General features: G+C 72.1%; 28 protein-coding genes. 11 read left to right on the top strand and 17 right to left on the bottom strand.

Translation table 11 applies throughout. The annotated features are described in order from the left end of the window. Positions 1 to 14: 14 nt before the first annotated feature. The 5 genes from ACIQWG_RS06360 to ACIQWG_RS06380 all read right to left on the bottom strand — a co-directional run bounded on the left by ACIQWG_RS06360 (position 15) and on the right by ACIQWG_RS06380 (position 4892). The gene (locus ACIQWG_RS06360; protein WP_404091038.1) at positions 15 to 923 is read right to left on the bottom strand and encodes an SCO1860 family LAETG-anchored protein; all 909 of its coding nucleotides are present in this window, start codon (positions 921 to 923) and stop codon (positions 15 to 17) included. A 354-nt stretch (positions 924 to 1277) separates the two neighbouring features. Beyond that, the gene (locus ACIQWG_RS06365) at positions 1278 to 2369 is read right to left on the bottom strand and encodes an amidohydrolase family protein (protein WP_404091041.1); all 1092 of its coding nucleotides are present in this window, start codon (positions 2367 to 2369) and stop codon (positions 1278 to 1280) included. Between the two features lie 21 nt (positions 2370 to 2390). Further along, positions 2391 to 3200 (bottom strand): amino acid ABC transporter ATP-binding protein, encoded by an 810-nt coding sequence (locus tag ACIQWG_RS06370; RefSeq protein ID WP_404091044.1) that lies wholly within the window; start codon positions 3198 to 3200, stop codon positions 2391 to 2393. Next, positions 3197 to 4039 (bottom strand): amino acid ABC transporter permease, encoded by an 843-nt coding sequence (locus tag ACIQWG_RS06375; RefSeq protein WP_404091047.1) that lies wholly within the window; start codon positions 4037 to 4039, stop codon positions 3197 to 3199. Before ACIQWG_RS06375 ends, ACIQWG_RS06370 begins: the two co-directional genes overlap by 4 nt. A gap of 4 nt (positions 4040 to 4043) precedes the next feature. Next, positions 4044 to 4892: a basic amino acid ABC transporter substrate-binding protein gene (locus ACIQWG_RS06380; RefSeq protein WP_404091050.1), complete on the bottom strand. Its 849-nt coding sequence runs from the start codon at positions 4890 to 4892 to the stop codon at positions 4044 to 4046. A 137-nt stretch (positions 4893 to 5029) separates the two neighbouring features. Between ACIQWG_RS06380 and ACIQWG_RS06385 the strand changes: the two genes are divergently transcribed. After that, positions 5030 to 6124: a pyridoxal-phosphate-dependent aminotransferase family protein gene (locus ACIQWG_RS06385; RefSeq protein WP_404091052.1), complete on the top strand. Its 1095-nt coding sequence runs from the start codon at positions 5030 to 5032 to the stop codon at positions 6122 to 6124. Between the two features lie 49 nt (positions 6125 to 6173). Here the strand turns inward: ACIQWG_RS06385 and ACIQWG_RS06390 are convergent, their stop codons facing one another. Next, positions 6174 to 7133: a GlxA family transcriptional regulator gene (locus ACIQWG_RS06390; protein ID WP_404091055.1), complete on the bottom strand. Its 960-nt coding sequence runs from the start codon at positions 7131 to 7133 to the stop codon at positions 6174 to 6176. Positions 7134 to 7271: 138 nt separating this feature from the next. Between ACIQWG_RS06390 and ACIQWG_RS06395 the strand changes: the two genes are divergently transcribed. The 3 genes from ACIQWG_RS06395 (at position 7272) to ACIQWG_RS06405 (ending at position 8504) form a co-directional block, all read left to right on the top strand. Next, positions 7272 to 7571 (top strand): putative quinol monooxygenase, encoded by a 300-nt coding sequence (locus tag ACIQWG_RS06395; protein WP_404091058.1) that lies wholly within the window; start codon positions 7272 to 7274, stop codon positions 7569 to 7571. 111 nt (positions 7572 to 7682) lie between these two features. Further along, on the top strand, positions 7683 to 8177 hold the full coding sequence (locus tag ACIQWG_RS06400; protein ID WP_404091060.1) for a PaaI family thioesterase: 495 nt from the start codon (positions 7683 to 7685) through the stop codon (positions 8175 to 8177). Positions 8178 to 8180: 3 nt separating this feature from the next. Next, a complete protein-coding gene (locus ACIQWG_RS06405) occupies positions 8181 to 8504 on the top strand; it encodes a DUF4326 domain-containing protein (RefSeq protein WP_404091063.1) in 324 nt (107 codons plus the stop codon). A gap of 68 nt (positions 8505 to 8572) precedes the next feature. On the opposite strand, the gene ACIQWG_RS06410 is transcribed toward ACIQWG_RS06405, so the two are convergent. Genes ACIQWG_RS06410 through ACIQWG_RS06420 form a run of 3 tightly spaced genes read right to left on the bottom strand, consistent with a single transcriptional unit; the run spans position 8573 to position 12536 of the window. Continuing rightward, entirely contained in the window at positions 8573 to 10429 is a 1857-nt protein-coding gene (locus ACIQWG_RS06410) for a GMC family oxidoreductase N-terminal domain-containing protein (RefSeq protein ID WP_404091065.1), read from the bottom strand. Then, the gene (locus ACIQWG_RS06415) at positions 10426 to 11823 is read right to left on the bottom strand and encodes a hypothetical protein (RefSeq protein ID WP_404091068.1); all 1398 of its coding nucleotides are present in this window, start codon (positions 11821 to 11823) and stop codon (positions 10426 to 10428) included. The genes ACIQWG_RS06410 and ACIQWG_RS06415 overlap by 4 nt, the downstream gene beginning before the upstream one ends. Continuing rightward, entirely contained in the window at positions 11820 to 12536 is a 717-nt protein-coding gene (locus ACIQWG_RS06420) for a FadR/GntR family transcriptional regulator (RefSeq protein ID WP_404091070.1), read from the bottom strand. The genes ACIQWG_RS06415 and ACIQWG_RS06420 overlap by 4 nt, the downstream gene beginning before the upstream one ends. Before the next feature lie 193 nt (positions 12537 to 12729). Here ACIQWG_RS06420 and ACIQWG_RS06425 point away from each other — a divergent pair, with 193 nt between their 5' ends. The 5 genes from ACIQWG_RS06425 (at position 12730) to thpD (ending at position 16761) form a co-directional block, all read left to right on the top strand. Beyond that, a complete protein-coding gene (locus ACIQWG_RS06425; protein ID WP_404091073.1) occupies positions 12730 to 13263 on the top strand; it encodes a DinB family protein in 534 nt (177 codons plus the stop codon). A gap of 304 nt (positions 13264 to 13567) precedes the next feature. Then, positions 13568 to 14074 carry a diaminobutyrate acetyltransferase gene (gene ectA, locus ACIQWG_RS06430; RefSeq protein WP_404091076.1) on the top strand — a complete coding sequence of 169 codons (507 nt, stop codon included), beginning with the start codon at positions 13568 to 13570 and terminating at the stop codon, positions 14072 to 14074. Between the two features lie 30 nt (positions 14075 to 14104). Next, the gene (gene ectB / locus ACIQWG_RS06435; RefSeq protein ID WP_404091079.1) at positions 14105 to 15376 is read left to right on the top strand and encodes a diaminobutyrate--2-oxoglutarate transaminase; all 1272 of its coding nucleotides are present in this window, start codon (positions 14105 to 14107) and stop codon (positions 15374 to 15376) included. Between the two features lie 71 nt (positions 15377 to 15447). Then, complete coding sequence (locus ACIQWG_RS06440; RefSeq protein WP_404091082.1) at positions 15448 to 15852, top strand: ectoine synthase; 405 nt, start codon at positions 15448 to 15450, stop codon at positions 15850 to 15852. 6 nt (positions 15853 to 15858) lie between these two features. Further along, positions 15859 to 16761: an ectoine hydroxylase gene (gene thpD / locus ACIQWG_RS06445; RefSeq protein ID WP_404091084.1), complete on the top strand. Its 903-nt coding sequence runs from the start codon at positions 15859 to 15861 to the stop codon at positions 16759 to 16761. Positions 16762 to 16822: 61 nt separating this feature from the next. Here thpD and ACIQWG_RS06450 read toward each other — a convergent pair whose 3' ends face one another. The 6 genes from ACIQWG_RS06450 to ACIQWG_RS06475 form a co-directional block, all read right to left on the bottom strand. Next, the gene (locus ACIQWG_RS06450; RefSeq protein WP_404091086.1) at positions 16823 to 17824 is read right to left on the bottom strand and encodes an anti-sigma factor family protein; all 1002 of its coding nucleotides are present in this window, start codon (positions 17822 to 17824) and stop codon (positions 16823 to 16825) included. 49 nt (positions 17825 to 17873) lie between these two features. Beyond that, the gene (locus tag ACIQWG_RS06455; protein ID WP_404091089.1) at positions 17874 to 18491 is read right to left on the bottom strand and encodes an RNA polymerase sigma factor; all 618 of its coding nucleotides are present in this window, start codon (positions 18489 to 18491) and stop codon (positions 17874 to 17876) included. Positions 18492 to 18536: 45 nt separating this feature from the next. Continuing rightward, positions 18537 to 19589 (bottom strand): aminotransferase class V-fold PLP-dependent enzyme, encoded by a 1053-nt coding sequence (locus tag ACIQWG_RS06460; protein WP_404091092.1) that lies wholly within the window; start codon positions 19587 to 19589, stop codon positions 18537 to 18539. Positions 19590 to 19696: 107 nt separating this feature from the next. Continuing rightward, positions 19697 to 20413, bottom strand: coding sequence for a DsbA family oxidoreductase (locus ACIQWG_RS06465; RefSeq protein WP_404091094.1), 717 nt, complete (start codon positions 20411 to 20413; stop codon positions 19697 to 19699). Between the two features lie 74 nt (positions 20414 to 20487). Next, the gene (locus tag ACIQWG_RS06470; RefSeq protein ID WP_404091096.1) at positions 20488 to 20991 is read right to left on the bottom strand and encodes a GNAT family N-acetyltransferase; all 504 of its coding nucleotides are present in this window, start codon (positions 20989 to 20991) and stop codon (positions 20488 to 20490) included. Continuing rightward, positions 20988 to 21983 carry a GlxA family transcriptional regulator gene (locus ACIQWG_RS06475; RefSeq protein ID WP_404091099.1) on the bottom strand — a complete coding sequence of 332 codons (996 nt, stop codon included), beginning with the start codon at positions 21981 to 21983 and terminating at the stop codon, positions 20988 to 20990. The genes ACIQWG_RS06470 and ACIQWG_RS06475 overlap by 4 nt, the downstream gene beginning before the upstream one ends. A gap of 71 nt (positions 21984 to 22054) precedes the next feature. Here ACIQWG_RS06475 and ACIQWG_RS06480 point away from each other — a divergent pair, with 71 nt between their 5' ends. After that, complete coding sequence (locus ACIQWG_RS06480) at positions 22055 to 23443, top strand: MFS transporter (RefSeq protein WP_404091102.1); 1389 nt, start codon at positions 22055 to 22057, stop codon at positions 23441 to 23443. Here ACIQWG_RS06480 and ACIQWG_RS06485 read toward each other — a convergent pair. Together ACIQWG_RS06485 and ACIQWG_RS06490 are read right to left on the bottom strand one after the other, a co-directional pair. Continuing rightward, on the bottom strand, positions 23403 to 24011 hold the full coding sequence (locus ACIQWG_RS06485; protein ID WP_404091105.1) for a DUF1349 domain-containing protein: 609 nt from the start codon (positions 24009 to 24011) through the stop codon (positions 23403 to 23405). The genes ACIQWG_RS06480 and ACIQWG_RS06485 overlap by 41 nt on opposite strands. A gap of 53 nt (positions 24012 to 24064) precedes the next feature. Continuing rightward, positions 24065 to 24661 (bottom strand): hypothetical protein, encoded by a 597-nt coding sequence (locus ACIQWG_RS06490; RefSeq protein ID WP_404091107.1) that lies wholly within the window; start codon positions 24659 to 24661, stop codon positions 24065 to 24067. 242 nt (positions 24662 to 24903) lie between these two features. Between ACIQWG_RS06490 and ACIQWG_RS06495 the strand changes: the two genes are divergently transcribed. Further along, positions 24904 to 26631 (top strand): sensor histidine kinase, encoded by a 1728-nt coding sequence (locus tag ACIQWG_RS06495; RefSeq protein ID WP_404093461.1) that lies wholly within the window; start codon positions 24904 to 24906, stop codon positions 26629 to 26631. Positions 26632 to 26668: the final 37 nt, after the last annotated feature.

Below are 26668 nucleotides of genomic sequence, written 5' to 3' on the forward strand. Positions count from 1 at the left end.
CCTGGCTCCCGCGATCAGCTCCTGCCGCGCCGCGCCAGTGCCACCGCTCCCCCACCGGCGAGCAGCAGGACCACCGCGCCGCCCGCGATGTACGGCGTCATGGAGTTGCCGCCGGTCTCCGCCAGGCCCTCATCGGCGGGCTCGCCCTGGGGCTTGACGTCGCCGACCGGATCCGTGCTCGGCTCGGGCTCCTGCGCGGCCTCGGCCGGGGTCTCGCAGGTCGCCTTCGCCAGGGTCAGGGTGCCCTCGACCTCGGCGACGTTCAGCTTCAACGGGTTGACGGAGACCTTGAGTTCGAGGGCGCTGGCGGCGGCCGTACGCGAGGTCTGCTCCGTCTTGGAGTAGTCCAGCCGTACCTCACCCACGCCCGGCACCTCGACGTTCGTGGTGCCGCCCGCGGTCAGCGTGACCTTCTTGCCCAGCACGGTGACGTCGCCGAGCAGGTTGGAGGTGGCGGTCGGCTCCTTGCCGGCCTCGCAGGTCGCCTTGGAGGTGACCTGGCCGACCTCGATGAGCGAGAGCAGGGGCAGGCCGGGGACATGGACCTTGGCGTGGGCGAGGTGGGTGTACCCCTCGGCCTTGCCGTCCTCGACGGTCGCCTTCGACTGGGCGACCTCGGCGTTCAGCACGCTGAAGGGCTCGCCGCCGTCGACGCCGTTCAACTGGGCCGTCAGGGTCGCCTTCTCGGCGCTCTGCGGCGCCTGCACCTCGTTCAGGGAGACCGCGAGCGGGACGTTCACGGTCTTGTTGAGCAGGGAGACGTCGAGGCCGGTGCGCAGCACGACGGCGCTCGCGCGCCCCTCGTCACCGGTGGCGTGCGCGGGGCTCGCCACGCCCAGGGCCACGGGTGCGGCGGTCAGGGCGGTGGCCGTCGCGACGGTGGCGAGACGGCGTGCGGGCAGGCGGAAGTTCTTGCCGTTCAAGGTGGGGACCCCCAGAGAAGTCTTGCTCGGGACCCGGCAAGAATCGCGTACTGAGAGTGAAGAGTCAGCAGTCCGGCGGGAGTTCACTCCAACGTGACTCTCCCGTGAAACTTTTCGAATCCCTGGGCACGGATGTTCCTCGAAGTCGCCCCCGTACCCCCTTGAGTGCGAGCGCTCGCGCGAACGGGTGGGCGCGGGCGAGGGAGCGGGCGTCGACAGGGCAGTACCCGTCGTCACGCTGCGTCAACCGGCGGAGCGGGACGCAGGGAACGCCGATCGGCTGCTCGCCGCGCGATCAGCCACAACGGCGGCGCGGCCGAGCGACGACGTGGCCGGGGGCTTCCGGTGGAGCGCTCAGCCGACGACGTGCCCGTTGAGCACCACCCGGCGGGGCGCCGCCAGCACCCGTACGTCGGCCCGTGGGTCGGAGTCGTAGACGACCAGGTCGGCCGCGGCCCCCTCCTCCAGCCCCGGCCGTCCGAGCCAGGCCCGGGCTCGCCAGGTCGTCGCCGCGAGGGCCTCCACCGCGGGGATGCCGGCGGTGACCAGTTCCGCGACCTCGCCCGCGACCAGGCCGTGGGGCAGGGTGCCGCCGGCGTCGGTGCCGACGAAGACGGGGATGCCGGCGTCGTAGGCCGAGCGGACCGTGTCGTAGCGGCGTGCGTGGAGTCGGCGCATGTGGTCCGACCAGCGCGGGTACTTGGCCTCGCCGCCGTCGGCCAGCTTCGGGAAGGTGGCGATGTTCACGAGGGTGGGCACGATGGCCACCCCGCGTTCGGCGAACAGCGGGATCAGGTCGTCCGTCAGGCCCGTCGCGTGCTCCACGCAGTCGATGCCGGACTCGACCAGGTCGCGCAGCGAGGACTCGGCGAAGCAGTGCGCCGTCACCCGGGCGCCCAGCCGGTGGGCCTCCGCGATGCCCGCCTCGACCGCCTCGCGCGGCCAGGTGGGCGCCAGGTCGCCGAGGTCGCGGTCGATCCAGTCGCCGACCAGCTTGACCCAGCCGTCGCCACGCCGGGCCTCCTGGGCGACGTACGCGACGAGGTCCTCCGGTTCGATCTCGTGGGCGTACCCACGGATGTAGCGGCGGGTGCGGGCGATGTGCCGGCCCGCCCTGATGATCTTCGGCAGGTCGTCCCGGTCGTCGACCCACCGGGTGTCGGAGGGCGAACCGGCGTCGCGGATCAGCAGGGTGCCCGCGTCGCGGTCGCTGAGGGCCTGCTTCTCCGCGACGTCGTCGTCGACCGGGCCGTGCGCCCCGAGTCCGACGTGGCAGTGCGCGTCGACCAGCCCGGGCAGGGCCCAGCCCTCGACGGTCCGGACGTCGCGGGCGCCGACGGGACGGTCGTAGGAGATCCGGCCGTCGACGACCCACAGCTCGTCCCGGACGTCGTCCGGCCCGACGAGGACCCGGCCCTTCACGTGCAGCACCGCGCGTTCGCTCATGTACGGCACCTTAGTGAGGGCCTAGTCGCCCTTGCCGACCTGGTCGGAGGTCTCCTCCTCGACCTCGGCCATGGCGGGGTCCAGCAGCCGGGAGAGGAAGTGGCGGGTGCGTTCGTGCCGCGGGTCGCCGATGACCTGGTCGGGCGTGCCGTCCTCGACGATCACCCCGCCGTCCATGAAGACGACCCGGTCGGCGACCTCGCGCGCGAAGGTCATCTCATGGGTGACGACCATCATCGTCATGCCCTCGTCGGCGAGCATCCGCATGACGGCGAGGACGTCCCCCACCAGTTCGGGGTCCAGCGCGGACGTCGGCTCGTCGAAGAGCATCACCTGCGGGCCCATGGCGAGCGCGCGGGCGATGGCGACGCGCTGCTGCTGTCCGCCGGAGAGCGAGGCCGGGTAGGCCGTCGCCTTCTCCGACAGACCGACCCGCTCCAGGTTCTCGGCGGCGACCTCGGCCGCGGTGGCCTTGTCGCGCCTGAGGACCCGGCGCTGCGGCAGTGTGAGGTTCTCGGTCACCGTGAGGTGCGGGAACAGGTTGAACTGCTGGAAGACCATGCCGATACCGCGGCGTACGGCGTCGATGTCGACGTCCGGGTCGGTGAGTTCGGCGCCGCCGACGAAGACCTGGCCCTTGGTGGGCTCTTCGAGCAGGTTCACGCACCGAAGGAGCGTCGACTTGCCCGAGCCGGAGGGGCCGATCACACAGACGACCTCGCCCTGGCGGATCTCCAGGTCGATACCGCGCAGCACCTCGTTGTCACCGAAGGACTTGTGCAGGCCCCGGACCTCGATCTCGGGGCCGTCCTGGGGAAGCCTCTCGCTCATTTCACGGCCTCCTGGGCCTTCGCCTCCATACGGCGTACGACGAAGCCGAGCGGGATGGTCACCAGCAGGTAGCACAGGCCGGCGACCAGGATCGGCGTGGAGTTGGCGGTCTGGCTGGCCAGGTCGCGGCCGAACTTGGACAGTTCGCGCTCCTCCAGCGTCACCCCGAGGAACAGCACCAGCGAGGAGTCCTTGAAGAGCAGGACGAGTTCGTTGGTCAGCGGCGGGAGGATGATCCGGAACGCCTGCGGGATGATGATCGAGATCATGGCGCGGGCCGGCGAGAAGCCGAGCGAACGCGCCGCCTCCATCTGCCCCTTGGGCACCGCCTGGATGCCGGCGCGGATCGTCTCCGCCATGTAGGCGGCGGCGACCAGGCCGAGCGCGAGCGCGACCTTGCCGTACGTCCCGCCCGGGATCTCCGTGCCCGGGAAGGCCAGCGGCACGGCCACGCCGATGAAGATGAAGATCAGCAGGGCGGGCAGGCCGCGGAAGATCTCGATGTAGATGCCGGCGACCCAGCGGTAGGGCCCCACCGAGGACAGCCGCATCAGCGCGACCACCATGCCGAGCACCAGTCCGACGGCGAAGCCGGACAGGGTGTACAGCACGGTGTTCTTCAGCGCCAGGGTGATGACGTCGGGGAACATCTCCTTGGCGATGTCCCCTTGGGCGAACTGATTCGCCAGCTGGTCCCAGTCGGCCGCGACCGCGAAGGCGACCACGGCCACGACGAAGACGACGTACTGGATGCCACGCGACAGGCTGCGCTTCTGACGCCGGGTCAGGCCCTTCTTCCTGGGCTGCCTCGGCCGCAGGGGTACGTCCGTGTCGGCCATGGGGTCAGGCGGCGGGCGACGGAGAGGCGGCGGACTCGTCGTACGGGCCGATCCACTGCTCGTACAGCTTCTTGTACGTGCCGTCGGCCTTGGCGTCCTTGATCGCCTTGTTGATGGCTTCGCGGAGCTTGGTGTTGCCCTTCTTCACCGTGAAGCCGTACTGCTCGCCGGTGTTGATCTGCTCGGCGACCTCGAAGGCGTCCGCGTTGGCCTTGTCCTTCAGCCAGCCCTGGACGACCGGGTAGTCGATGACGACGGCCTCGACCTGGCCGGTGCGCAGGCCGTTGATCACGGCGTCGGAGGACTCGAAGGAGACCGGGTCCAGGCCCTTGCTCTTGGCGTAGTCCTCGCCGGTGGTCTGCGCCTGGGCGCCGACCTTCTTGCCCTTGAGGTCCGCGAAGGAGGAGATGCCGCTCTTCTTGTCGACCAGCACGGCCTGGGTGGCCTCGAAGTACGGGTCCGAGAAGTCGACGTTCTTCTTGCGCTCCTCGGTGATGGTCATGCCCGCGGCGGCGAGATCGCAGCTGCCGGCGTTGAGGGAGCCGCCGGTCTTGAAGTTCTCGAAGGGCTGGTCGACGATCGTCTGCTGCACGCCCAGGTCCTTGGCGACCAGGTCGATCAGGGAGACATCGAAGCCCTGCACCTTGCCGTCGATCTCCGACTGGAAGGGCGGGTAGGGCAGGTGGGTGCAAGTGGTGAGCTGGCCCGCCTTGACGACTTCGACACCGCCGGCCGCCGTCTTCGTACCACCGCCGCCGTTGTCGTCGGAGGAGCAGCCGGCCACGAGCACCAGGCCGGCCGTCGCGGTGGTGGCGGCCAGAATGCGGGTCCGGCGCCCGAGGGTCGTCTTCACGGGGGGCCTCCTGTCGGGGAACTGTGGGTTCCGATTATAAGGAAGAGTTTGAGCCCCTCAAACCAAACCGATGGCTGGGGGGTCCTTCGACCTAAGATCGGTGGAGTAGACCTCCACAGAATGAAGCGAGCAGCCCCATGACACACCCCTTCCTTGACCTGGCACCGCTGAGCGCCGCCCGTTTCGCCGCCATCGAGGACCGGGTGGCGCGGCTGCTCGGGACCGCGCAGGACGTGGTGATCATGCAGGGTGAGGCGCTGCTGCCGCTGGAAGGGGCGATCCGGGGCACGGCCGGGCCCGGCACCACCGCGCTGAACGTGATCACCGGCCCGTACGGACAGACCTTCGGGGACTGGCTGCGGGACTGCGGGGCGAGGGTGATCGATCTCGCGGTGCCCTTCCACACGGCGGTCACGGCGGACCGGATCCGGGCGGCGTTTGCCGAGCACCCGGAGATCGACTTCGTGTCGCTGGTGCACGCGGAGGCGGCGACCGGCAACACCAACCCCGTCGCGGAGATCGGCGAGGTCGTGCGCGCGCACGGGGCGCTGTTCTACCTGGACGCGGTCGCGTCGATCGGCGCCGAGCCGGTGCTGCCGGACGCGTGGGGTGTGGACCTGTGCGTGATCGGGGCGCAGAAGGCGATGGGCGGCCCGGCCGGGGTGTCGGCGGTGTCGGTGAGCGAGCGGGCGTGGGCGCGGATGGCGGCGAATCCCGGGGCGCCGCGGCGGTCGTATCTGTCGCTGCTCGACTGGAAGGAGCGCTGGATCGACGGTGGCCGCAGGGCGCTGCTGCACGCGCCGGCGCAGCTGGAGATGCTGGCGCTCGAGGCGTGCGTGGAGCGGATCGAGGCGGACGGGCTGGAGGCGGTGATGCGCCGGCACCGGGAGGCCGCACTCGCCGTTCGGGCCGGGGCCGTCGCGATGGGTGGGGGGCTGGGGCCGTACGTGTACGACGTGCGCGAGGCGGCTCCGGTGGCCACGACCCTGCGGGTGCCGGCGGACGTGGTGGCGTCGGAGGTGGTGGCTCGGGCGCTGGAGGCGGAGCCGGGACTGCCGTTGGCGGCGGGTGGGGGTGCGCTGGCCGGGGAGATGATCCGGGTCAATCACTACGGGGTGGACGCGACGGCGGCGGTCGTGCGGGGGTGCTTGGCGGCGATCGGGGCCGCGCTGGCGGAGCGGGGGGCGCAGGTCGACGTGGCAGGGGCGCTGCGGGCGGTCGAGGCGGGCTGAGTCGCCTGGACCGGCGTCGAGAAGTCGCCGATGGGTGCGTGCGGCCGCGTCACCTCGCGCGCATGGCGCTCGCCGTTGTTCCGGTGCGTTCCCGGAGAAGGACTCTGAGGGTGTTGGCGTGCTCGTAGCCCACCTTCCGGGCGATCACCTCCAGGGGGAGGTCCGTGGTCCTGAGCAGGTGGGAGGCTCGTTCGACGCGTAGGTCCTGGACGAAGCCGACCGGTGAGGTGCCCAGGGTGCGGCGGACGGCCCGCTGGAGGGTGCGTTCGCTGACGCCGATGGCCCGGGCCGCGTCGGCGATCGAGATCGGCTGGTCCAGGTGGGCGCGGGCCCAGCGCTCGAAGGCGGCCAGTGTGGGGTCGCTCTGCGCGAGCGCCGAGGAGATCGCGTAGGCGGCCTGGGAGGGGCGCTCGTCGACGACCAGATAGCGGGCGACCAGCTCGGCGAGGGCCGGGCTGGTCATCCGTACGATCGCGAGCGCGAGGTCGACGTGTCCGAAGGCCGCGCCGGCGGTGGTGACACCGTCCGAGGAGGTGACCATCCGGGTCTGGTCGACAGTGACCGCCGGGTAGCGCTTGCGGAAGTAGGGCGCCAGCCACCAGCTCGTCGTGGCGTCCAGCCCGTCGAGGACCCCCGACTCGGCCAGCAGCCAGGTGCCCGTGCAGGCGGAGGCCAGGGGTGTGCCGCGTTCGCGTGCGGCCGCCACCAGACGCCGTGCGGGGGCGGCGGCCGGACCCGAGACATGGGCGATCAGCGCGTCGGGACGCCGTTCGGCCAGCGCGGGCACCACCAGCAGATCCGCCTCCTCGGCCGCGTCGACGGGGGCCGCCTCGACGACATGTCCCGCGCCCGTGCGGATGCGTCGGCGGAAGCCGATCGTGGTGACGTTCCAGGCGGGCGGGGGCTGCGGGAGCTCGCCGCGCATGCTGTTCGCCCCCTCCAGGACATCGAGGAGGGCGGCCAGCCCGGAGTCGAAGACACCGTCGTATGCGAGCACAGCTACATCCATGACGGAAACGATATCGAAGACGTCGCTTCCGACACTGGGGCGGGTGGCCCGAGCGGCCTAGATTCGGAGGAGTCCGGACGAGATCCGGTGCCTGGTACCGGCACCACCCTCACGAAGCCCACACCACGGGAGTGCACCATGAACAAGCTCGGACTGCTGGCACGGATCGAGGCCAAGCCCGAGTACGCCGACCAGGTCGCGGCCCTGCTGAGCGACGCGCTGCGGCTCGCGGAGCAGGAGAACCACACCGTGACGTGGTTCGCGTTCCGGCAGAGCGCCACCACCTTCGGTGTCTTCGACACCTTCGCCGACGAGGAGGGGCGCAAGGGGCACCTGGAGGGCAAGATCGCCGCCGCGCTGATGGAGGCCGCGGGGACCATGCTGAGCGAGGCGCCGGACATCCGGCCCGTCGACCTCCTGGCCGTCAAGCTTCCCTGACCTGTGACCACGCCGGGCGGCGGTCCGCGGACCGCGGCCGCCGCCCGGCGCTCGTACATCCATCGGCACCAGGCCCCCGATGAGGGCGGCGACAAAGGACGGAAAAGCTCCATGGCGCACCTCGCCACGCACTACCACCGCACGGTCGGCGACGAAGCCGTCGGCGGCATCACGGGCATCGAGCTGGCCCGCATGAGCCTGGACGGGCGGCTGCCCGAGGCCCCGATCTGCGGGACCCTCGGCTTCCGGCTCGTCGAGGTCGAGGACGGACAGGCCGTCTTCGAGGGCGAGCCCGGGGAACACCTCCTCAACCCCATGGGCACGGTCCACGGCGGCTACATGGCCACCCTCCTGGACTCGGCCCTGGGCACCGCCGTACTGACCGCGCTGCCGGCCGGCCGGGCGTACACCACCGTGCAGCTCGCGGTGAACCTGGTCAGGCCGGTGCTGCACACGACCACGACGCTGCGCTGCACGGGCGTCGCGGTCCACGTCGGCCGGACGACGGCGACCGCGGAGGCGCGGATCGTCGGGGCGGCCGACGGCAAGCTGTACGCGCACGGGACGGCCACCTGCGCCGTCTTCGCCCTGCCGGGCACGGACTGACCGATGAACGCCACACGCCGGACCACGGTCGTCAATCTGAAGGGCCACCGCGACGACCCGGACTACGCGGACGTCGTCTACGTCGGCCGCGCGATGCACCGCGGCGGATGGCATCTGGAGGGCTCCGAACTCGCGAGCCCCTTCCGGCCGGGCCGGGACGGCAGCCGGGCGCAGGTGGTCGAGAAGTACCGCGCCCATCTGCTGAGCCGTCCCGACCTGCTCGCCCTGCTGCCCGCGCTGCGGGGCCGCAGGCTCGGCTGCTGGTGTGTCCCCGAGGCATGCCACGCACAGGTCATCGCCGAACTGGCCGACTCCCTGGAGTTCTAGGGCCTGTCGCCCCGCGACGCCGGCATGATCCGAACGACAGGCCCCAGGGCCGTCATGCCGGCCTGGCCTCACCCGTCCGCCAGGTGACGCCGGGCCACGCCCAGTGCCGCCGCCATGATGCTCAGCTGGGGATTCACCTCCGGGCAGCTCGGCAGTACCGACCCGTCGGCGATCAGCACGCCGTGCACTCCACGTAGGCGCCCCTCCGGGTCCGCCGGTGAGCGCTGGGTGTCCTTCCCGGCCGCGGCCGTGCCCGTGGGGTGGAACGCGGAGACGTGCAGCTGACGTATCGTCACCTCATCGAGCAGCGCGTCCAGTTGGGCCTGGCTGCGGGCCCGCGGGTGCCTCGGTACGCCGGTCAGGACCTCGTCGGCTCCGGCGGCGAACAGCAGGCGGCCCATGGCCCGTTGGGCGCGCAGCAGGCGGCGGGCGTCGCGGGAGGCGAGGTCGTAGCGGAGCAGGGTGCGGTCGCGGCCGAGGACGCGGCCGGAGGGCCGGTCGGCGATCATGGCGCCCAGGGTGGCCAGTTGCTCCGTCCCCTCGACTTCGCGGCGCAGTTCGCGGCCGACGCCCGGCAGCACGAACGAACTCATGCCCGGGGGCGCCGAGGTGGCTTCGATCAGGATGCCGTCGGAGTGCAGTTCCTCCACGCCGACGCTCTGGAGGACGCCCTGCCAGCCGGTCACCGGCGTGCCGAAGCGGCCCGCGACGCTGATCGCCGGGTGCACGCTGAGGTTCCGGCCGGTCCCGGGGTGTCCGCCGAGGCCGGAGCGGCGCAGCAGTTGCGGTGTCTGAAGGGCGCCGGCGGCGATCACGACCAGGGGGCTGAGGATCTCCAGTTCGGTGCCGTCGGGGCGGCTCACCACCACGCCGGCGGCGCGCGGACCGCCCGGCCGGTCGCGGTCGGTGAGGACGCGCAGGACGCGGGCGCCCGTCACGATCGCGGCGCCGGCGGCGCAGGCTTCGGGGAGCACGGACAGTTGGACGCTCTGTTTGGCGCCGGTGGGGCAGCCGACGACGCACTGGCAGGAGCCCTTGCAGCCAGGGGCGTTGCGGCGCAGCGGGGCCGCGGTCCAGCCGAGTTCCTTGGCGCCGGCGAGGGCGAGCAGCCCGTTGTTGCCGAGGACGTCCATGGGCTGACGGGCGACCCGCAGGGTGCGTTCCACCTCGTCGAGGTGGGCGTCGAAGCCTTCGGCGACGGCGAATCCGTGGCGGGCCCGCCAGCGGGTGAGGACGTCGTCCGGAGTGCGGTAGCAGGTGCCGGAGTTGACGACGGTGGTGCCGCCGACCGCGCGGCCGACGGGCAGGACCAGCGGAGGGTTGCCGAGCGCGATGGTGGCGCCGCCGTCCCGGTAGAGGTCGGTGAAGCGGTCGAGCGGGGTCCTGCGCGCGAAGGCCGCGGTGGTGTGGTGGTCGCCCTCCTCGACGATGACGACACGCATCCCCGCCCGGGCCAGCGTCCGCGCGGCCATCGCGCCGCCCGCGCCCGATCCGACGACGACGGCGTCCGCGGTGGAGCGGGTCGGCCAGTCGCGGGCGGGGGTGCAGTCGAGCGGCGGGTCGACGGGTGCGGGCGCCGTGGGCGCGGGGCCGTGGCGGAGGGTCCGCTCGGTGCCGGCCGCCAGCAGCACCGGCACCTTCACCGCGTCCAGGAGGGGCAGCAGGGCCGGGTGGGAGGCGAGCGACGCCATGACGTGCTCGCGTTCCGCCGGGCCGAGGGCGGGCAGCCGGCGGCCCGTGCGGGCCAGGGCGTAGAGGTTGATCGCCGCGGTCGCACCGCGTACCGCCGTGCGTGCGGTGGCGGGCATGGCGTCCAGCAGCGTCTCGACGCGCCGGGGCACGGCCCGGGTCCACGCGGCGGTGCCGTCGTCGGCGAGCAGGGCCGCGGTGAGTGCGGTGAGGCCGGGAGCGGTCGAGGGGGTCATCGGTCACCGACCTCCGCGTGGGCGGTGCCGGAGAGCCGCCAGGTGGCCTCCGGTCGCCAACCGCCCCACCAGCGCTCCAGACTGACCTCGGCGTCCGCGGTCTCGCTGTTGCGGCAGACCGCGGGAGAGCCGTCGGGGTCGGTGTAGTCGAGCGCCAGGGTGCGCTGCGGCGGCTGGGTCACCTTCACCCGTATCCGGCGCCGGCCCACCCGGCCGGACACGCGCCACTCGGGCAGGCCGATGTCCGCCCGGAACCGGCCGAGGCCCGCCCAGCCGACGGCGGTGCGCTCCGCGCGCCCGGGCCAGGGGCGTCCGTCGCGCAGCAGTCGTAGGAACACCAGCGGCGGCAGGCGGTCGAGTCCGGGGCGCATGGACACCGCGGCGACGATCTCCAGGACGTCTCCGCCGCCGAGGTCCGCGTGCAGCCAGGCCCAGCGCCGCGCGTTGCCGTGGCCGTAGATCCGGGCGCCGGCGCCGGTGGCCCCGTCCAGCCGTAGTTCGTTGTCGCCGTACCGGACGGTGCCGCTGTAGAGGCAGCGGGCCGCGGGCAGCATGTGGCTGGCCGGCAGCAGGGGGTGGCGCCAGGACCAGCGGGGGAAGGTGTGCAGCGGGCCGCCCTGGGGTGTCTCGGTGAGCGACCAGGTGAACGGCCCGGCGGAACCGGCGAGTTGACCTGCCTGGGCGCGGATGCCCTCGGCCTCGTAGCCCTGTTGCCGGTCCGTCCACGGCACGGGGCCGAAGCGGGCGTGCTCGACGGGGCCGTCCTTGGGGAACACGGCGACCCAGCCGTGGGCGTGGGCGCCGGAGCCGTCTGTGGGCGCCACGACTTCGTGGTGCAGCCAGACTCCGGTGCCGGTCGCCGGGTCGGTCAGGGTCGTGTACCAGACCTCCGTGCGTCCCGGCTTTCCGTCCCAGCGCGACGCCAGGTGTTCCGCGGCGGTGGACTCGGCCGCCGCGCGGGGGAAGCGGAAGCTCGTGAGGAAGGGCAGCAGGCCGGTGGTGAGGGGGAAGCGCAGTGTGCCCTCGCCGACGCGTTCGCCGTCCTCGTACAGGGTGTACGGCAGCACGGTCATCGACCGCACCGGACGCGCGGGCGAGATGGACTTCCAGCCGTCGAGCACCAGACGCCGGCCCTCCATGGTGAAGGTGATCCGGTAACGGATCCGGCGGCGCGCCAGGGGCGAGATCTCCAACTCGCCCTCGGCGTCGGCGTCGTCCGCCCGTCCCGCTATCCGCACCCGTCCGGTCACACGTGCCGGTGTCGTGCGGTGGGGCAGCAGTACGGCGTCGGCGCGGACGGCGAGATCCAGGCGCACCGGGCGGTCGCGGTCCTCGTCGTCCAACCGTGCCCGGCCCAGCATGGTCTCCCGGAACGCGGTCCCGCGCGCGGTCACCGGACACCGTCCCGGCGTTCGGCGGCCCGTGCCAGGCCCTCCAGCATGATGCGTTCGGTCGCCGCCAGGTAGGCACCGGCGGCCGTGCGCGCCGCTTCCTGGTCGCCGGCGGCCACGGCGTCGACGACGGGGGCCAGCCGGTCGTGGGCCGCCCGGGCGTCGAGGAACGGGGCGACCAGTGCCGCGCGGACCGGCAGGTAGGCGTTGAACAGGGTGTTGGTCAGCAGGACGTACACCCGGTTGCCGGTGGCGCGGGCGAGCGCCCGGTGCACCTCGGCGTCCGCGAGCTGGGCTTCCTCGCCGTCCTCCGCGTCCCCGACAGCGGCCGTCAGCGAGCGCAGTTCGGCGATCTGGGCCGTGGTGGCCCGGGCCGCGGCGCGCTCGGCGATCAACGCTCCGACGCTGCGGCGCACTTCGAAGATCTCCCCGATCCAGTCGGGGCTGTGCCGCACGAGCATCGGCAGGAGGTCCGCCCCGCCGAGCCGCAGGAAGTCCCGGACCCGCGTTCCCACGCCGTGCCGCGTCTCCAGCAGCCCGGCGTGCACCAGCCGGCCGAAGGCGTGCTTCAGTGTGGTGCGGTTGACTCCGAACTCGTCGGCGAGTTCACGTTCGGGAGGCAGATAGCTCCCGGCCGGATGACGCCCGGCGAGGATGTCCTCGCGCAGCCGCTTCTCCAGAACGTCGACGGTGGTCTCGCGCGGCAGTGCGCCCATCCCGGCCCCCAGCCAGCCAGTGGATCAGTGACTGAGCCACTGAACCACTGGATAGACACCGCGTCAACAAGCCGGACGCGGTACCCGGTACGCCGCGCGGGCATGACACCCACGACTACGAGATCGGCTCCGGGGAGATTCGCCCGCCGCTGAAACCCGAGCCGGCGCCGGCCCCGGGTGTCACGCTCCCCGCATGAGCGCCCACACATCGCGAACCCTCCCGGACGGTCGCCCCGTCCCCCTACTGACCGGCCCCGAGCGCCCCATGCTCGAAAGCTGGCTCGACTTCCATCGCGCCACCCTGGAGCTCAAGTGCGCGGGACTGGACGAGGCGCAGCTGCGGCGCGCCCCCGCCGAGCCGTCGGAGCTGACGCTGCTCGGGCTGGTGCAGCATCTCGCCGAGTGCGAGCGGAACTGGTTCCAGCGGGTCGTGGGCGGGCTCGATGTGCCGCCGGTGTACGGGGCGGGGAACGTGAGCGGGTACACGCTCGCCCCGGGACGTGGGGGCGACCAGGCGCTCGGCGTGTGGCGGCGGGAGATCGCCCGGGGGCGGGAGGTCCGTGCCGGGCGGTCGCTGGAGAGTGTGGGGCTGATCACGGACGGGCCGATGGCCGGGGTCGAGGTGAGCCTTAGGTGGGTGCTCCTTCACATGATCGAGGAGTACGCCCGGCACAACGGTCATGCCGATATTCTGCGAGAACACATCGACGGTGTTACCGGAGCCTAAATTCAGGCTAATTCTTGAATTCCCCGACGGGTAGCTTCCCATCTTCTTCTGCCCGCTATCTCCGAACCTAAACGCAAAGATTTCGCGAACACCAACCAGACTAATTCGGGCAGGTCTCGTGCGAGTTACATGGCTGTGACGCGTTCCACACTCCGCCCCGTTTGTCCGGTATTAAGGGGGCAAAAGGTGCGTTTCCGGGGTCCCGAGGGGCTTCCCTCACGCCCGCGTGATAACACATCCCGCCCTCGTACGTAACCCCGCAGGGCCGTGCAATTTCGAATTTGGCTGGGTAAATTCAATTTGCATGACTGCCGCACAAGCAGACCTGCGAATCGACCGTCCGGCGGTGGCCGACGGGGCCGCGCTGTGGCGTATTGCCAAAGACTCCGAAGCCCTCGACCTCAACTCGTCGTACAGCTATCTGCTGTGGTGCCGTGACTTCGCCGGCACATCGGCCGTCGCACGCGACGAGCACGGAGAGCCGGTCGGCTTCATCACCGGGTACATCCGGCCGGACCGTCCGCACACCCTGCTCGTCTGGCAGGTGGCCGTGGACGACACCTACCGCGGACGCGGGATCGCCGCCTCACTGCTCGACGGCCTCGTCGCGCGGGTCGGCGCCGACTACGGCGTCACCGGCGTCGAGACCACCATCACGCCCGGCAACACCGCCTCCGAGCGGCTGTTCGGCTCCTTCGCGGAGCGGCACGGCGCCGCCCTGGAGCGCGAGGTGCTGTTCCCCACCAGCCTGTTCCCCGACGGGCCGCACGACCCCGAAGTCCTGTACCGCATCGGTCCCCTCTCCGTCTGAACTCCCCCACACAACGAGGAGCGATTCGTCGTGACCATCACCCAGCCCGACCTCAGCGTCTTCGAGACCCTGGAGTCCGAGGTGCGCAGCTACTGCCGCGGCTGGCCCACCGTCTTCGACCGCGCGCGCGGCAGCCGTATGTACGACGAGGACGGCCACGAGTACCTGGACTTCTTCGCCGGTGCCGGCTCGCTGAACTACGGCCACAACAACCCGGTCCTGAAACGGGCGTTGATCGACTACCTGGAGCGGGACGGCGTCACGCACGGGCTCGACATGTCCACCGGCGCCAAGCGGGCCTTCCTCCAGACCTTCCAGGACCTGGTGCTGCGGCCCCGTGACCTGCCGTACAAGGTCATGTTCCCGGGCCCGACCGGCACCAACGCCGTGGAGTCGGCGCTGAAGCTGGCCCGGAAGGTCAAGGGGCGCGAGGCCATCGTGTCCTTCACCAACGCCTTCCACGGGATGTCCCTGGGCTCGCTGGCCGTCACCGGCAACGCGTTCAAGCGGGCCGGCGCCGGTGTCCCGCTGGTGCACGGCACGCCGATGCCGTTCGACAACTACTTCGACGGCGCCGTCGAGGACTTCCTGTGGTTCGAGCGGCTGCTGGAGGACCAGGGCTCCGGTCTGAACAAGCCGGCCGCCGTGATCGTCGAGACCGTGCAGGGCGAGGGCGGCATCAACGTGGCGCGCCCGGAGTGGCTGCGCGCGCTGTCCGAGCTGTGCGAGCGCCAGGACATGCTGCTCATCGTCGACGACATCCAGATGGGCTGCGGGCGTACGGGTGCCTTCTTCTCGTTCGAGGAGGCCGGCATCACGCCCGACATCGTCACCGTGTCCAAGTCCATCAGCGGCTACGGACTGCCCATGTCGCTGTGCCTGTTCAAGCCCGAGCTGGACATCTGGGAGCCGGGCGAGCACAACGGCACCTTCCGCGGCAACAACCCCGCCTTCGTCACCGCCACCGCCGCCCTGGAGTCGTACTGGGCCGACGGCAGCGCGATGGAGAAGCAGACCCGGGCGCGCGGCGAGCAGGTCGAGCAGGGGCTGATCGCCATCTGCGAGGAGAACCCCGCCGACGTCAAGGAGTACCGGGGCCGCGGCCTGGTGTGGGGCATGGAGTTCCACGACAAGGAGCGGGCCGGCCGGATCGCGCGCCGCGCGTTCGATCTCGGGCTGCTGGTGGAGACGTCCGGTCCGGAGAGCGAGGTCATCAAGCTGCTCCCGGCCCTGACCATCACGCCCGACGAACTCGACGAGGGCCTGCGCGTCCTCGCCCGCGCCGTCCGCGAGACCGCCTGAGCACCCCCTCATCCACCGGGATACACCCCGGGACACCGAGAACACCATCACCTAGGAGGTAGGGCAGCACCGTGATCGTCCGTTCGTTCAAGGAGATCGAAGGCACCGAGCGCCACGTGAAATCGGCGTCCGGCACCTGGGAGAGCAAGCGCATCGTCCTCGCCAAGGAGAAGGTCGGCTTCTCGCTGCACGAGACGATCCTGTACGCGGGTACGGAGACGTCGATGTGGTACGCGAACCACGTCGAGGCCGTCGTCTGCGTCGAGGGCGAGGCCGAGCTGACCGACCAAGAGACCGGGCGGACGTACGCGATCACGCCCGGGACCATGTACCTCCTGGACGGGCACGAGCGGCACACGCTGCGGGTCAAGCAGGACTTCCGCTGCATCTGTGTCTTCAACCCGCCCGTGACCGGCCGGGAGGACCACGACGAGAACGGGGTGTACCCGCTGCTCACCGAGCCCGAGGAGGTGTGAGACACCATGACCACCGCAATGACCGGTAACGTCACCGACCTCTACCCCAGCCGCGGCGCCACCGAAGTGGCGACGCCGCGCCAGGACCCCGTCGTGTGGGGCTCCCCCGACACGCCGGGACCGATCGCGGCCGGCGACCTCCAGTCGTTCGAGCGTGACGGCTTCCTGGCCATCGACCAGCTGATCACCGAGGACGAGGTCGCGGTCTACGCGCAGGAGCTGGAGCGACTGGTCACCGACCCGGCGATCCGGGCGGACGAGCGCTCGATCGTCGAGCCGCAGTCCAAGGAGATCCGGTCCGTCTTCGAAGTGCACAAGATCAGCGAGGTGTTCGCGCGTCTGGTGCGTGACGAGCGGGTCGTCGGCCGGGCGCGGCAGATCCTCGGCTCGGACGTGTACGTCCACCAGTCGCGGATCAACGTCAAGCCGGGCTTCGGCGCCAGTGGCTTCTACTGGCACTCCGACTTCGAGACCTGGCACGCCGAGGACGGTCTGCCGAACATGCGGACGGTGTCCGTGTCGATCGCGCTGACCGAGAACCACGACACCAACGGCGGGCTGATGATCATGCCCGGCTCCCACCGGACCTTCCTCGGGTGCGCGGGGGCCACGCCGAAGGACAACTACAAGAAGTCCCTCCAGATGCAGGACGCGGGCACGCCGTCCGACGAGGCGCTGACCAAGATGGCCTCCGAGTACGGCATCAAGCTCTTCACGGGCAAGGCCGGTTCGGCGACCTGGTTCGACTGCAACTGCATGCACGGCTCCGGCGACAACATCACGCCGTTCCCGCGCAGCAACGTGTTCATCGTGTTCAACAGCGTGGAGAACACGGCCGTGGACCCCTTCGCGGCACCGGTACGCCGACCGGACTTCATCGGCGCACGCGACTTCACTCCGGTGAAGTGACCCACAACTTCACACCCACAACTCCATGAGGGGGCCTTGCCTCACCCAGGTGAAGTAGCCCTCACAGCCACGCCAGCGACGCGGCCCGCTCCAGTACGTTTCGTACGGCGGCCGCGTCGCCGGTTTGGCCTCTGGGGACGGTTTCCGGGGTGTGGCGGCCGCCGGCCAGGAGGCAGAAGTCGATCGGGTCCAGGGCGAGTTCGGCCTGGACGGGCTCGTCCTCGGAGCCCAGGATCCATTCCTCGCCCCCCGTGACCGAGAAGAGCACCGGGGGCGCGTCGGGGCCCAGGGCCAGGCCCAGGACCCGGACGGCCAGGCGGACCAGTTGCCCGAGGTGTCGCCGGGGCGGTGGGGGGACGGCGAGGTTCAGGGCGCGGCCGATGTCGTCGGTGTGGATCCATGTCTCGAAGGCGCGCACCAGGAAGTGGTCGGCGACCGGCAGCCGCATCCCCATCAACGTCACGGCCCGCGCGGCCAGTTCCACGTCGCGCGCCTCGGGCGCGGCCAGCAGCTGGTCCGCCTGCGCGGCCCAGTCGGCCACGGTCTGCTCGGGCGTACGGCCGTGCTCATGGGCGATGACATCGGCGGTACGGCGGTTCCAGGCGTCCTCCCAGGGCGTGTCCCGGGCGATCCGCGAGGGCGGCACGCGGGCGTCGATGCCGAGCCGGGCGGCCAGGTGCTCGTCGGCGGCGAGCAGGTGGGCGACGGTGGCGTGCGCGTCCCAGTCGTGCACGACCGGGGTGGCCCAGCGGCCGGCCAGCTCGGGCAGCAGTGCCCTGAGCCCGGCGACCGCGGCGGCGTAGGGCTCGGCGTGCCCGGCGACGTCAGGGGTGGCCGGCCGGGTGCGCAGGGCGAGGGACAGCGCGCCGTCGGCCGGCGGGGCGGGAGCCTCCTGCGGTGGCCCGTCCAGCAGCCGTACCGTCTCCCGCAGCCGTGCCGCCCGTGCCGCGCAGCTCTCGCACTCGGCGAGGTGCGGCCGGACCGTCTCCTCCTCGGCCGGGTCGAGGGCGCCGAAGGCCCAGGCTGCCAGCAGGTCACGTACCGCCGCGTGATCGTCGGTCATCGCGCGCCTCCTCCCGATGCCGCTGCCGTGCGAGTACCCCGTCTCGCCATCATGCGCCCCTTTCGAGCGCCGGATCCGGTGGGTCGGCCAAAGTCTCGGCCAAGGTGCGCAGCGCGGTGCGCAGCCGGGTCTTGGCCGTGCCCTCGGGTATCCCCAGTTCCACGGCGGCCTGCCGGTAGGTGCGGCCGGCGAAGTAGGCGAGGTGTACGACCTCCCGTTGCGGCCGGGGGAGTTCGGCGAGGGCGGTGTGCAGCAGCAGGGAGCGTTCCCGGTCGACGACCGTCTCGTCGGGGCCGGGCCCGGCGTCCGGGATGGCCTGGAGCGCGGAGTCGTCGGCCGCGGCGGCCTTGCGGTGCCGGGCCTCGCTGCGCACCCAGTCCACGGCCCGCCGGTGGGCGAGCAAGGACAGCCAGGTGCGCAGCGAGCCACGGCGCGCGTCGTAGGTGTACGGCCGGCTCCACAGGTGGGCGAAGACCTCCTGCGCCACGTCGTCGGCGGCGGCCGGGGAACGCGTCACCCGCACCGCCACGCCCCGCACCAGCCCGCCGTACGCCGCGTACACCTCGGCAAGCGCGGACCCGTCGCCGTACACCAGCCGCCGGTGCATCTCCGCGTCGGCGGTCGGCTGTGCGCCTGTATCGCCCGTGGACTCCACCGGCACCACCACCCCTGGTGCCCTTCCTAGCGTCCCGGGCGGGCGCGCGCCAGTGGTTCAGGCGGACAGGGCGTTCAGCAGCCGGTCGACGTCGTCCGGGGTGTTGTAGAGGTGGAAGGCGGCACGCAGGTTGCCCGCGCGGTCGGAGACCTGGATTCCGGCGGCGCCCAGGTCGGGCTGACGGTGGCCGAGGCCGGGCACGGAGACGATGGCCGAGCCGGGTGCGGGCAGCGGTTCGTGGCCGAGGCCGGCGAGCCCCTCGCGGAAGCGGTCGGCGAGGGCCAGGTCGTGGGCCCGGACGGCGTCGACGCCGAGTTCCTCGATCAGTTCCAGGGAGGCGCGCAGCCCGGCGTGGCTGAACAGGCTGGGGCTGATGTCGAAGCGGCGGGCGGAGTGGGCGAGGTCCTGGACGGGGCCGTAGCAGCTTTCCCAGGGGATCTCCCCCGCGACCCAGCCGGCCAGCAGCGGGGTCAGTCCGCCGAAGTCCGCCGGGACGACGCAGAATGCGGTGCCGTGCGGGCCCAGGAGCCACTTGAAGCCGACCGCGGCGACGAAGTCGTGGGCGTCGGCCTCCAGCGGCAGCCATCCGGCCGACTGGGAGGCGTCGACGTAGGTGCGCGCGCCGTGCTTGCGGGCGGCGGCCCGCACCGCGGGCAGGTCGGCGACCCGGCCGTCGGCGGACTGCGCGGCGCTGACCGCGACGAGGGCGGTGTCCGGGCGGACGGACTCGGCCAGGCGCTCCAGCGGGACCGCGCGCACCTTGAGGTCGGCGCGCATGTGGAAGGGGTTCACCAGGGACGAGAAGTCGGCCTCGGCGGTGAGGACTTCGGCGCCGGCGGGCAGCGAGGCGGCGATCAGTCCGCCGTACTCGGCGACCGAGGCCCCGGTCGCGACCCGCTCGACGGGCACGCCGGCCAGCCGGGCGAAGGAGGCGCGGACGGCCTCGACGTCCTCGTAGAGCGGCCCGAGCGGGACGCCTTCGGCCCGCATCCGCACGGCCCGCTGGAGGGCGTCGACGGTGCGGGCCGGCAGCAGACCGTTGCTCGCGGTGTTCAGATAGACGTTCTTCGGGGCGAACTCGGCACGGACGAGGCTCTCGAAGGTCTCCATGGCTCCACTCTGGGCCCTGGCCACCTGTCGGTCCATTGCGATTCTCTACGTGGTTTCGCCAAGGAACGCTTATGGATGGCCCCCGACCTGCGCCTTCGCCCGGCGGTTCAGTGCTGCGGCACCGCGCACCCGTCGGGACCGCACGCCTCGGCGTCGCCCTGGTCGACGAGCCGCAGCGGCGACCGCTCGCCCCACGCCTGGGTCAGCGCCTGCTCGAAGACCTCGGCGGGCTGGGCACCGGAGACGCCGTACTTGCGGTCGAGGACGAAGAAGGGCACGCCGGTGGCGCCGAGCTCGGCGGCCTCGCGTTCGTCGGCGCGGACGGCGTCGGCGTAGGTGTCCGGGTCGGCGAGGACCTCGCGGGCCTCGTCGGCGTCGAGGCCGGCGGCGACGGCCAGTTCCACGAGGCGTTCGTCGCCCTCGGAGAACAGGGACCGCTCCTCGGCGAAGTTGGCCCGGTACAGGATCTGGATCAGCTCGTCCTGCCGGCCCCGCTCCTTGGCCAGGTGCAGCAGCCGGTGCATGTCGAAGGTGTTGCCGTGGTCGCGGCCCTCGGTGCGGTACTCAAGGCCCTCCCCGGCGGCCTGCGCGCCGAGGTTCTCCTCACCGGCCCGCGCCTGCGCCGCGCTCATGCCGTACTTCTTCGTGAGCATCGTGATCACGGGCTGGATGTCGCCCTTGGCGCGCCCCGGGTCCAGCTCGAAGGAGCGGTGCACCACCTCGACCTGCTCACGGTGCGGGAAGGCCGCCAGCGCCTTCTCGAAGCGGGCCTTGCCCACATAGCACCAGGGGCAGGCGATGTCGCTCCAGATCTCGACGCGCATGTCTTCGGCTCTCCAGGTCGTACGGGATACGGAGACTCCCTCCGCCTGGTGCGTGAACGTTCAAACAGCGCCAATCATTCCCCGCCGACGGTGAACCGCAGATTCAGGTGATGGTCGCCCTCGGCGGGCGGGTTCTCCGGGTCCGGGACCCAGCCCTGACGGGCGTAGAAGACCTGGGCCCGCCGGTTGTCCACGTGGACGTCCAGCACGGCCGTGCGCCTGCCGTCGGCCCGCCACTCCTCCGCACAGGCCGTGTGCAGGGCCGTACCGACGCCGCGGCCCCAGTGCCCGGGGTCGACATGGAACTGGAACAGCTTGACGGTGTCGGCGCCGGCGCCCTGCGGTGTGCGGAAGGAGGCGAGCGCGATGATGCGGCCCTCCTCCACGAGGCACAGCACATGTCCGTCCGGTCGGGCGATGGCGCTCCGCCAGGCGGCGAGCCAGTCGGTGCCGTCCTGCGGCGGCCCGTCGGGGTAGTAGGTCGCCCGGGCACGTGCGTGCAGGGCCGCCACCGCCTCCGCTTCGGCGGGCAGGACGGTACGGATGACCCGGGCTCCGGTCGTTCGGTCGCTGATCATGCAACGGAGGACGTGGCCTCGGCCGCCCCGGTTCCGAGCCGGCTGAACTGCACCCGGTAGGTGCTCGGTGCCAGACCCGTACGGCGGACCAGGTGCCCGCGCAGCGAGTCGGCGGTGCCCAGGCCGCAGGCGCGGGCCACCTGGTCCATGGGCAGGGAGGTGGTCTCCAGCAGTTCCTTGGCCCGCTCGATGCGCTGGTGGAGCAACCACTGCAACGGGCTCACCCCGCTCTCGGCGTGGAAGCGGCGGGTGAGGGTGCGGACGCTGACCCCGGCGTGGCGGGCCAGGTCGGTGAGGGTGAGCGGCTTGTCGAGGTTGCGCATGGCCCAGCCGCGGGTGTCGGAGCAGGCGGTGCCGCGCTCGGGCGGCAGCGGGGTCTGGGTGAACTGGGTCTGGCCGCCGGGCCGTACCGGTGCCACGAGCGCGCGCCGGGCGACCTCGTTGGCGACGGCGGCGCCGTAGTCGGTGCGGATGACGTGCAGGCACAGGTCGATGCCGGCGGCGTAGCCGGAGGAGGTGACGTACGGACCGTCCTGGACGTACAGCACGTCGCCGCGCAGGTCGACGAGCGGGTAGCGGCGGCGCAACTCCTCGGCGTGCGCCCAGTACGTGGTGGCCCGGCGGCCGTGCAGCAGGCCCGCCTCGGCGAGTTGGAAGGCGCCGGTGCACAGGGAGGCGATCCGCTTGCCGTCGGCCGCCGCCGCGCGCACGGCGGTCACGATCCGCGACTCCGGCTCGAAGGGCTCCCCGGTGCCGGCGACGAGCACGGTGTCCGCGTCCCGCACGGCGTCGAGTCCGTGCCGGACGTGCAGTTCGAGCCCTCCGCTGGTGGGCACCGGGCCCGGCTCGGCCGCGCAGATGACGACCTCGTAGCCGGGCCGCCCGTCGACCTCGACCTTGCCGAACAGCATCTCCGGGATGGCGAGGTTGAACATCGACACCGGCGAGGGCGCCACGACGGCGATGCGGTGCGGTGTGAACGGCTGGGGCATGGCCAGAACCTCCGGACGCATGGCATTTTGGCCACTACTGTACGACGGCGGAGTTCCGCAGCATGGAGGGCATGTCAACGACCCGGACCCGCAAGGGCGACGAACTCGCCACCGGCCAGGGCAAGTCGAGCCCCAAGGGGCCCTCTGCCGCCCTCACCCTCACCGCCGGACTGCTCGGCTTCGCGCTGGTCTGCCTCGACGCGTCCATCGTGAACGTGGCGCTGCCCGCGATCGGTTCCTCCCTCGGGGGCGGTATGTCCGGCCTCCAGTGGGTGGTGGACGCCTACACCCTCGCCTTCGCCGCGTTGATGCTGTCGACCGGCGCCTTCTCGGACCGGGCCGGGGCGAGCCGGGCGTACGCGCTCGGTGCCGCCGTCTTCACGCTCGCCTCGGCGGCCTGCGGTCTCGCTCCGAACCTGCCGGCCCTGATCGGCGCGCGGGTGGTGCAGGGCGTGGCGGCGGCCGTGGTGCTGCCGGCGTCGCTCGCGCTGGTGCGGCAGGCGTACGCCGATCCGGCGCGGCGGGCCCGTGCGGTGGCCGCCTGGGCGGCGGGCGGTTCGGCGGCGGTCGCGCTGGGCCCGGTGGTGGGCGGCGTGCTGACCTCGGCCTGGGACTGGCGCGGGATCTTCTTCGTCAACCTGCCGATCGGTGCGCTGATCCTGGTGCTGCTGGTCCGGGCCCCGCGCTCACCGCGCCGGCCGGCACCGCTGGATCTGCCCGGTCAGGTGACGGCGGTGGTGGCGCTCACGGCGCTGACGTTCGCGGTGATCGAGGGCGGGACGGCGGGCCGGGTGGCACTGGCGGTGGCCGTGGCCGCCGGAGCCGCCTTCCTCCGGGTCGAGGCACGCCGGCCCCACCCGGTCGTCCCGCTCGGTCTCTTCCGCAACCGGACCGTCGCGGTGACGGTGGCCGCAGGGGCGGCGGTCAGCGTGGCCTTCTACAGCATGGTGTTCGTCTTCTCGCTCTTCTTCCAGCAGGTACAGGGCCGTTCGGCGCTCCAGGCCGGGCTGATGTTCCTGCCGATGACCGGGCTGATCGCGGTGACGAACGTGGTCGCGGGCAAGCTCGCCGGCCGCCACGGCGCCCGGCTGCCCATGGTGGTGGGTCAGGGTCTCGCCGTGGCGGGACTGCTCGCGATGCTGTACGTCGACGCCGGCACCCCCGCGCCGGTGGTGGCCCTGCTCCTCGTCCCCATGGCCCTGGGCTGCGCGCTGACCGTGCCGCCGCTGACGGCGGCGATGATGGACGCCGTACCCGCCGAACGGGCGGGTCTGGCGGCCGGTGTGCTCAACGCGGCGCGGCAGATGGCCGGGGCGCTGGGCATCGCCGTGTTCGGGACGCTGGTCTCCGGCGGCTTCGTGGCGGGGATGCGGCTGAGCCTGCTGATCAGCGCGGCGCTGCTCGCGGTGACCGGCCTGCTCAGCTTCCGTCTCGCAGGTCCTTCGGCCAGTTCGGCCTGAACTCCAGGTGGTCGTACGTCACCACGCAGCCCTCCCCCAGGGGTGACTGGGTCATGAAGCCGACCAGGGCAGCACCGGTCTCCTTCTCGTCGCCGAGGGTGAACAGCCGCACGAAGGTCCAGCGGTCGCCGTCGCGGGAGGCGTGGAAGGCGAAGGCACGGCCGGTGCGGCTCACCCTCAGCCACACCGAACTCCCCTCCACGGTGAAGGAGTTGGCGTCGTCGGAGTGGCCCCGGGTGACGACCGTGCAGACGGTGGGCACGTCCGGGGAGTACTCCAGGCACAGCTTGGCCCAGGCCCGCTCGCCCACATGGACGTAGAGGACCCCGGCGTCGAAGGCACCGGAGAATCCGACGGTGACCCGGGCGATCAGCTGGAAGTCGCCCTCGGGCGCGCCCAGCAGACGCGGTGCGTCGGAGGCGGGGTCGAGCGCCTCGCCGGTGGGCGGCACGAAACGGTCCTGCCGGGGACCGGCCCAGCCGGAGAGGAAGCCGTCCTCGTAGGCCCAGTGTCCGTCGGGGCCGTAGGTGCGCAGCGGGAAGGGCAGTTCTGGGAGTTCCAGGTCCATGGCGGGATTCTTCCAGGCCGCCGGTCCGGGCGGGGGCCCCAGGGTGGTCCCGGTCAGCGTGACTGGAGCGCGTCCAGGGCGACGGCCTGGGCGATGGCGAGGCGCAGGTCCAGATCGGGCGAGGCCACGTCGAGCAGATAGCGGTCGCGCAGGCCCAGCTTCTTGTCGACCTTCATCACGGGCCGCCCGCCCGAGGAGAAGTCGAAGTGGTACGGCCACACGAACGGTATGAAGTCGAGCGGCAGGATCTCCCAGACCCGGCGCAGCACGGCCACGAACCGGTTGCGCTCCTGTCCGACGGCCGCGACCGAGCCCGGCTGCTCCAGCTCCCACGTCGAACGCAGCAGGGAGGCGGCGAACTTCTTGCGGAACGTGCCGACAGGGTTGCCCGAGGCGTCCTTCACGTCGTACAGGGCGCCGACGTCGAGGACCTGGCGGGCCTTTGCGGTGAACAGGACCCGGTCCTTGGACTCGTCGGTGTAGAAGGTCATCTGCTCCTTGAGCGTCATCCGCTTCTGCTCGGCGAAGGCGACCACTTTGCCCTCGGAGCCGTCCGGCAGTGCCTCGGACACCACGTACCGGTTGATCATGAAGGTGGTCTTCTGCCGGATGGTGAATCGCTCGCTCGTCCCCGGTGCCGCGCTGTCCACTGTTCCGCTCCCCTGGCCGGTGATCTCTGCCGCCGCCTGTCTCCGGCGGATCCGTCCATCCTCACTTCCCGCCGCGGTCCGGATCAGTCTCCGTAAGTCGACGTCCGCAGCGACCAAAGATGACGGTTCCGTTGGTGACCGGGTGGCGACTTTCGTCGTCGGCCGCCGCACCGAAGGGCGGATGCGCGGGCACGGGGGCGGCTGTCTATCGTCTCCGCGTGGACACCGCCAAAAGTCTGCGCGTGGACGCAGCCAACACACCCCGGTCCGACCGGCCGCTCCGGTCCCGGCTGGCCGCCGCCTCTCCCTGGCCCCGCAGGCGGATCGTCGGCGAGGCCGTGCTCGCCGTCGTGCTCGCCGGACTGGCGGGGCTCCTCGACGGCGCACAGAACGAATCGGCGGCGCGAGCCGGCGCCGTGGCCCTGGGCGTCGCCGTGCTGTCCGCGGCCCGCCGGTCACTGCCGGCGACGGTGCTGATCGTGTCGTCGGCCCTGGCCGGGACGCTGGCCGGCGCCACGCCGCTGCTGATCTACGCCAGCTGGTCGGCGGGCAGCCGCATCATGCGCCCCGGGCGCGCGCTGGCCGCGTACGCCGCCGCGTTCCTCGCCTACCTCGTGGTCGGCGTCCAAGGGGCGGCCGACGACGACGTAGCGATGTCGATGCTGGTGACGGCCGGGCTGGCGGCGGGCTCGTTCCTGGCGCTGGTGATCGTTCCGGGGCTGGCCTCCCGCTACCGCGCCCAGCGGCACGCCCTGCTCGACGCGCTGCGCCGGCACAACACCCAACTGGTGCGCGAACAGGCGATGGTGGCGCACCAGGCCCGCCTTCTCGAACGGCAGCGCATCGCCCAGGACATGCACGACAGCCTCGGCCACCAGCTCGCCCTGATCTCCGTGCACGCGGGGGCGCTGGAGGTGGACCCCGAGCTGGGTGACCGCCAGCGCGAAGGGGTGGGCATCCTCCGGGAGGCCTCGCGGGCGGCCATGCGGGAGCTGCGCGAGGCGGTGGGCATCCTGCGGGACGGTGTCGCGGCGCCCGCCGGACAGGGGCCGGACCCGACGGAGGCCGAGCCGCCGACGGCCCGTGTGGCGGCCGCCGTCGACGGCCTCGTCGAGTCGTCACGGGCGGCCGGCGCGGCCGTCGACCTGCTCCGCTCCGGCACCGTACGGCCGCTCGCGCCCGCCGCCGACCACGCCGCGTACCGCATCGCCCAGGAGGGCCTGACCAACGCGCACAAGCACGCGCCGGGCGCCCCGATCACCGTGGCGCTGCGCTACGAACCGGACAGCCTGGTGGTGGAGGTGGCCAACGGGCCGGTGCCGGCGAGCGCACCGCAGTCGCCGCCCGCGGTGAGCGGCGGCCAGGGGCTGGCCGGTCTGCGGGAGCGGGCCCGGCTGGTCGGCGGCATGGTGCACACCGGCGCCACTCCCGAGGGTGGTTTCCGTCTCGCCGGTGTGCTGCCGTACGGCGGTGGTGAGCCCCGGCCCGGTCCGGACGGCGCGACCTCCGTCGTCGCCGACGACGACTTTCGGGGGCAGATCGGCGGGGCTGCGGCGGGCGACGGTGGAGCGGTCATCGACCGTTCCGATCCGCAAGGGGAGTTCGCCGCCATCATGAGCAGCAAGAAGAAGGTCGCCCTCGGCTGTCTGATCACCTCCGTCGTCCTCGTCGTGGGCGTTCTCGGCCTCGGGGCCTGGGGGCTGACGGCACTGTTCGACGAGGTGGAGAGCGGCACCATATCGGCGAAGGTGTACAAGTCCGCGAAGGTGGGCGACGCCGAGAAGGACGTGAAGGCCGAGCTGCCGGAGGGCAGTGCCCTGCTCACCGACGGCCAGGAGAAGAAGGGCCCGCCGCTGCCCGAGGGCGCGACGTGCCGGCACTACCTGGACATCGACGACGACATCGTCTACCGGTTCTGCTTCCGCGACGGGAAGCTGGTGGCGAAGGAGTCCTACAAGGACGAGCTGTGAACGCGGCCGCCAGGTCGCACGCGTGACCGGATCGGGC

Source organism: Streptomyces sp. NPDC098781 (genome assembly GCF_044759995.1).
Taxonomy (GTDB): Bacteria; Actinomycetota; Actinomycetes; order Streptomycetales; family Streptomycetaceae; genus Streptomyces.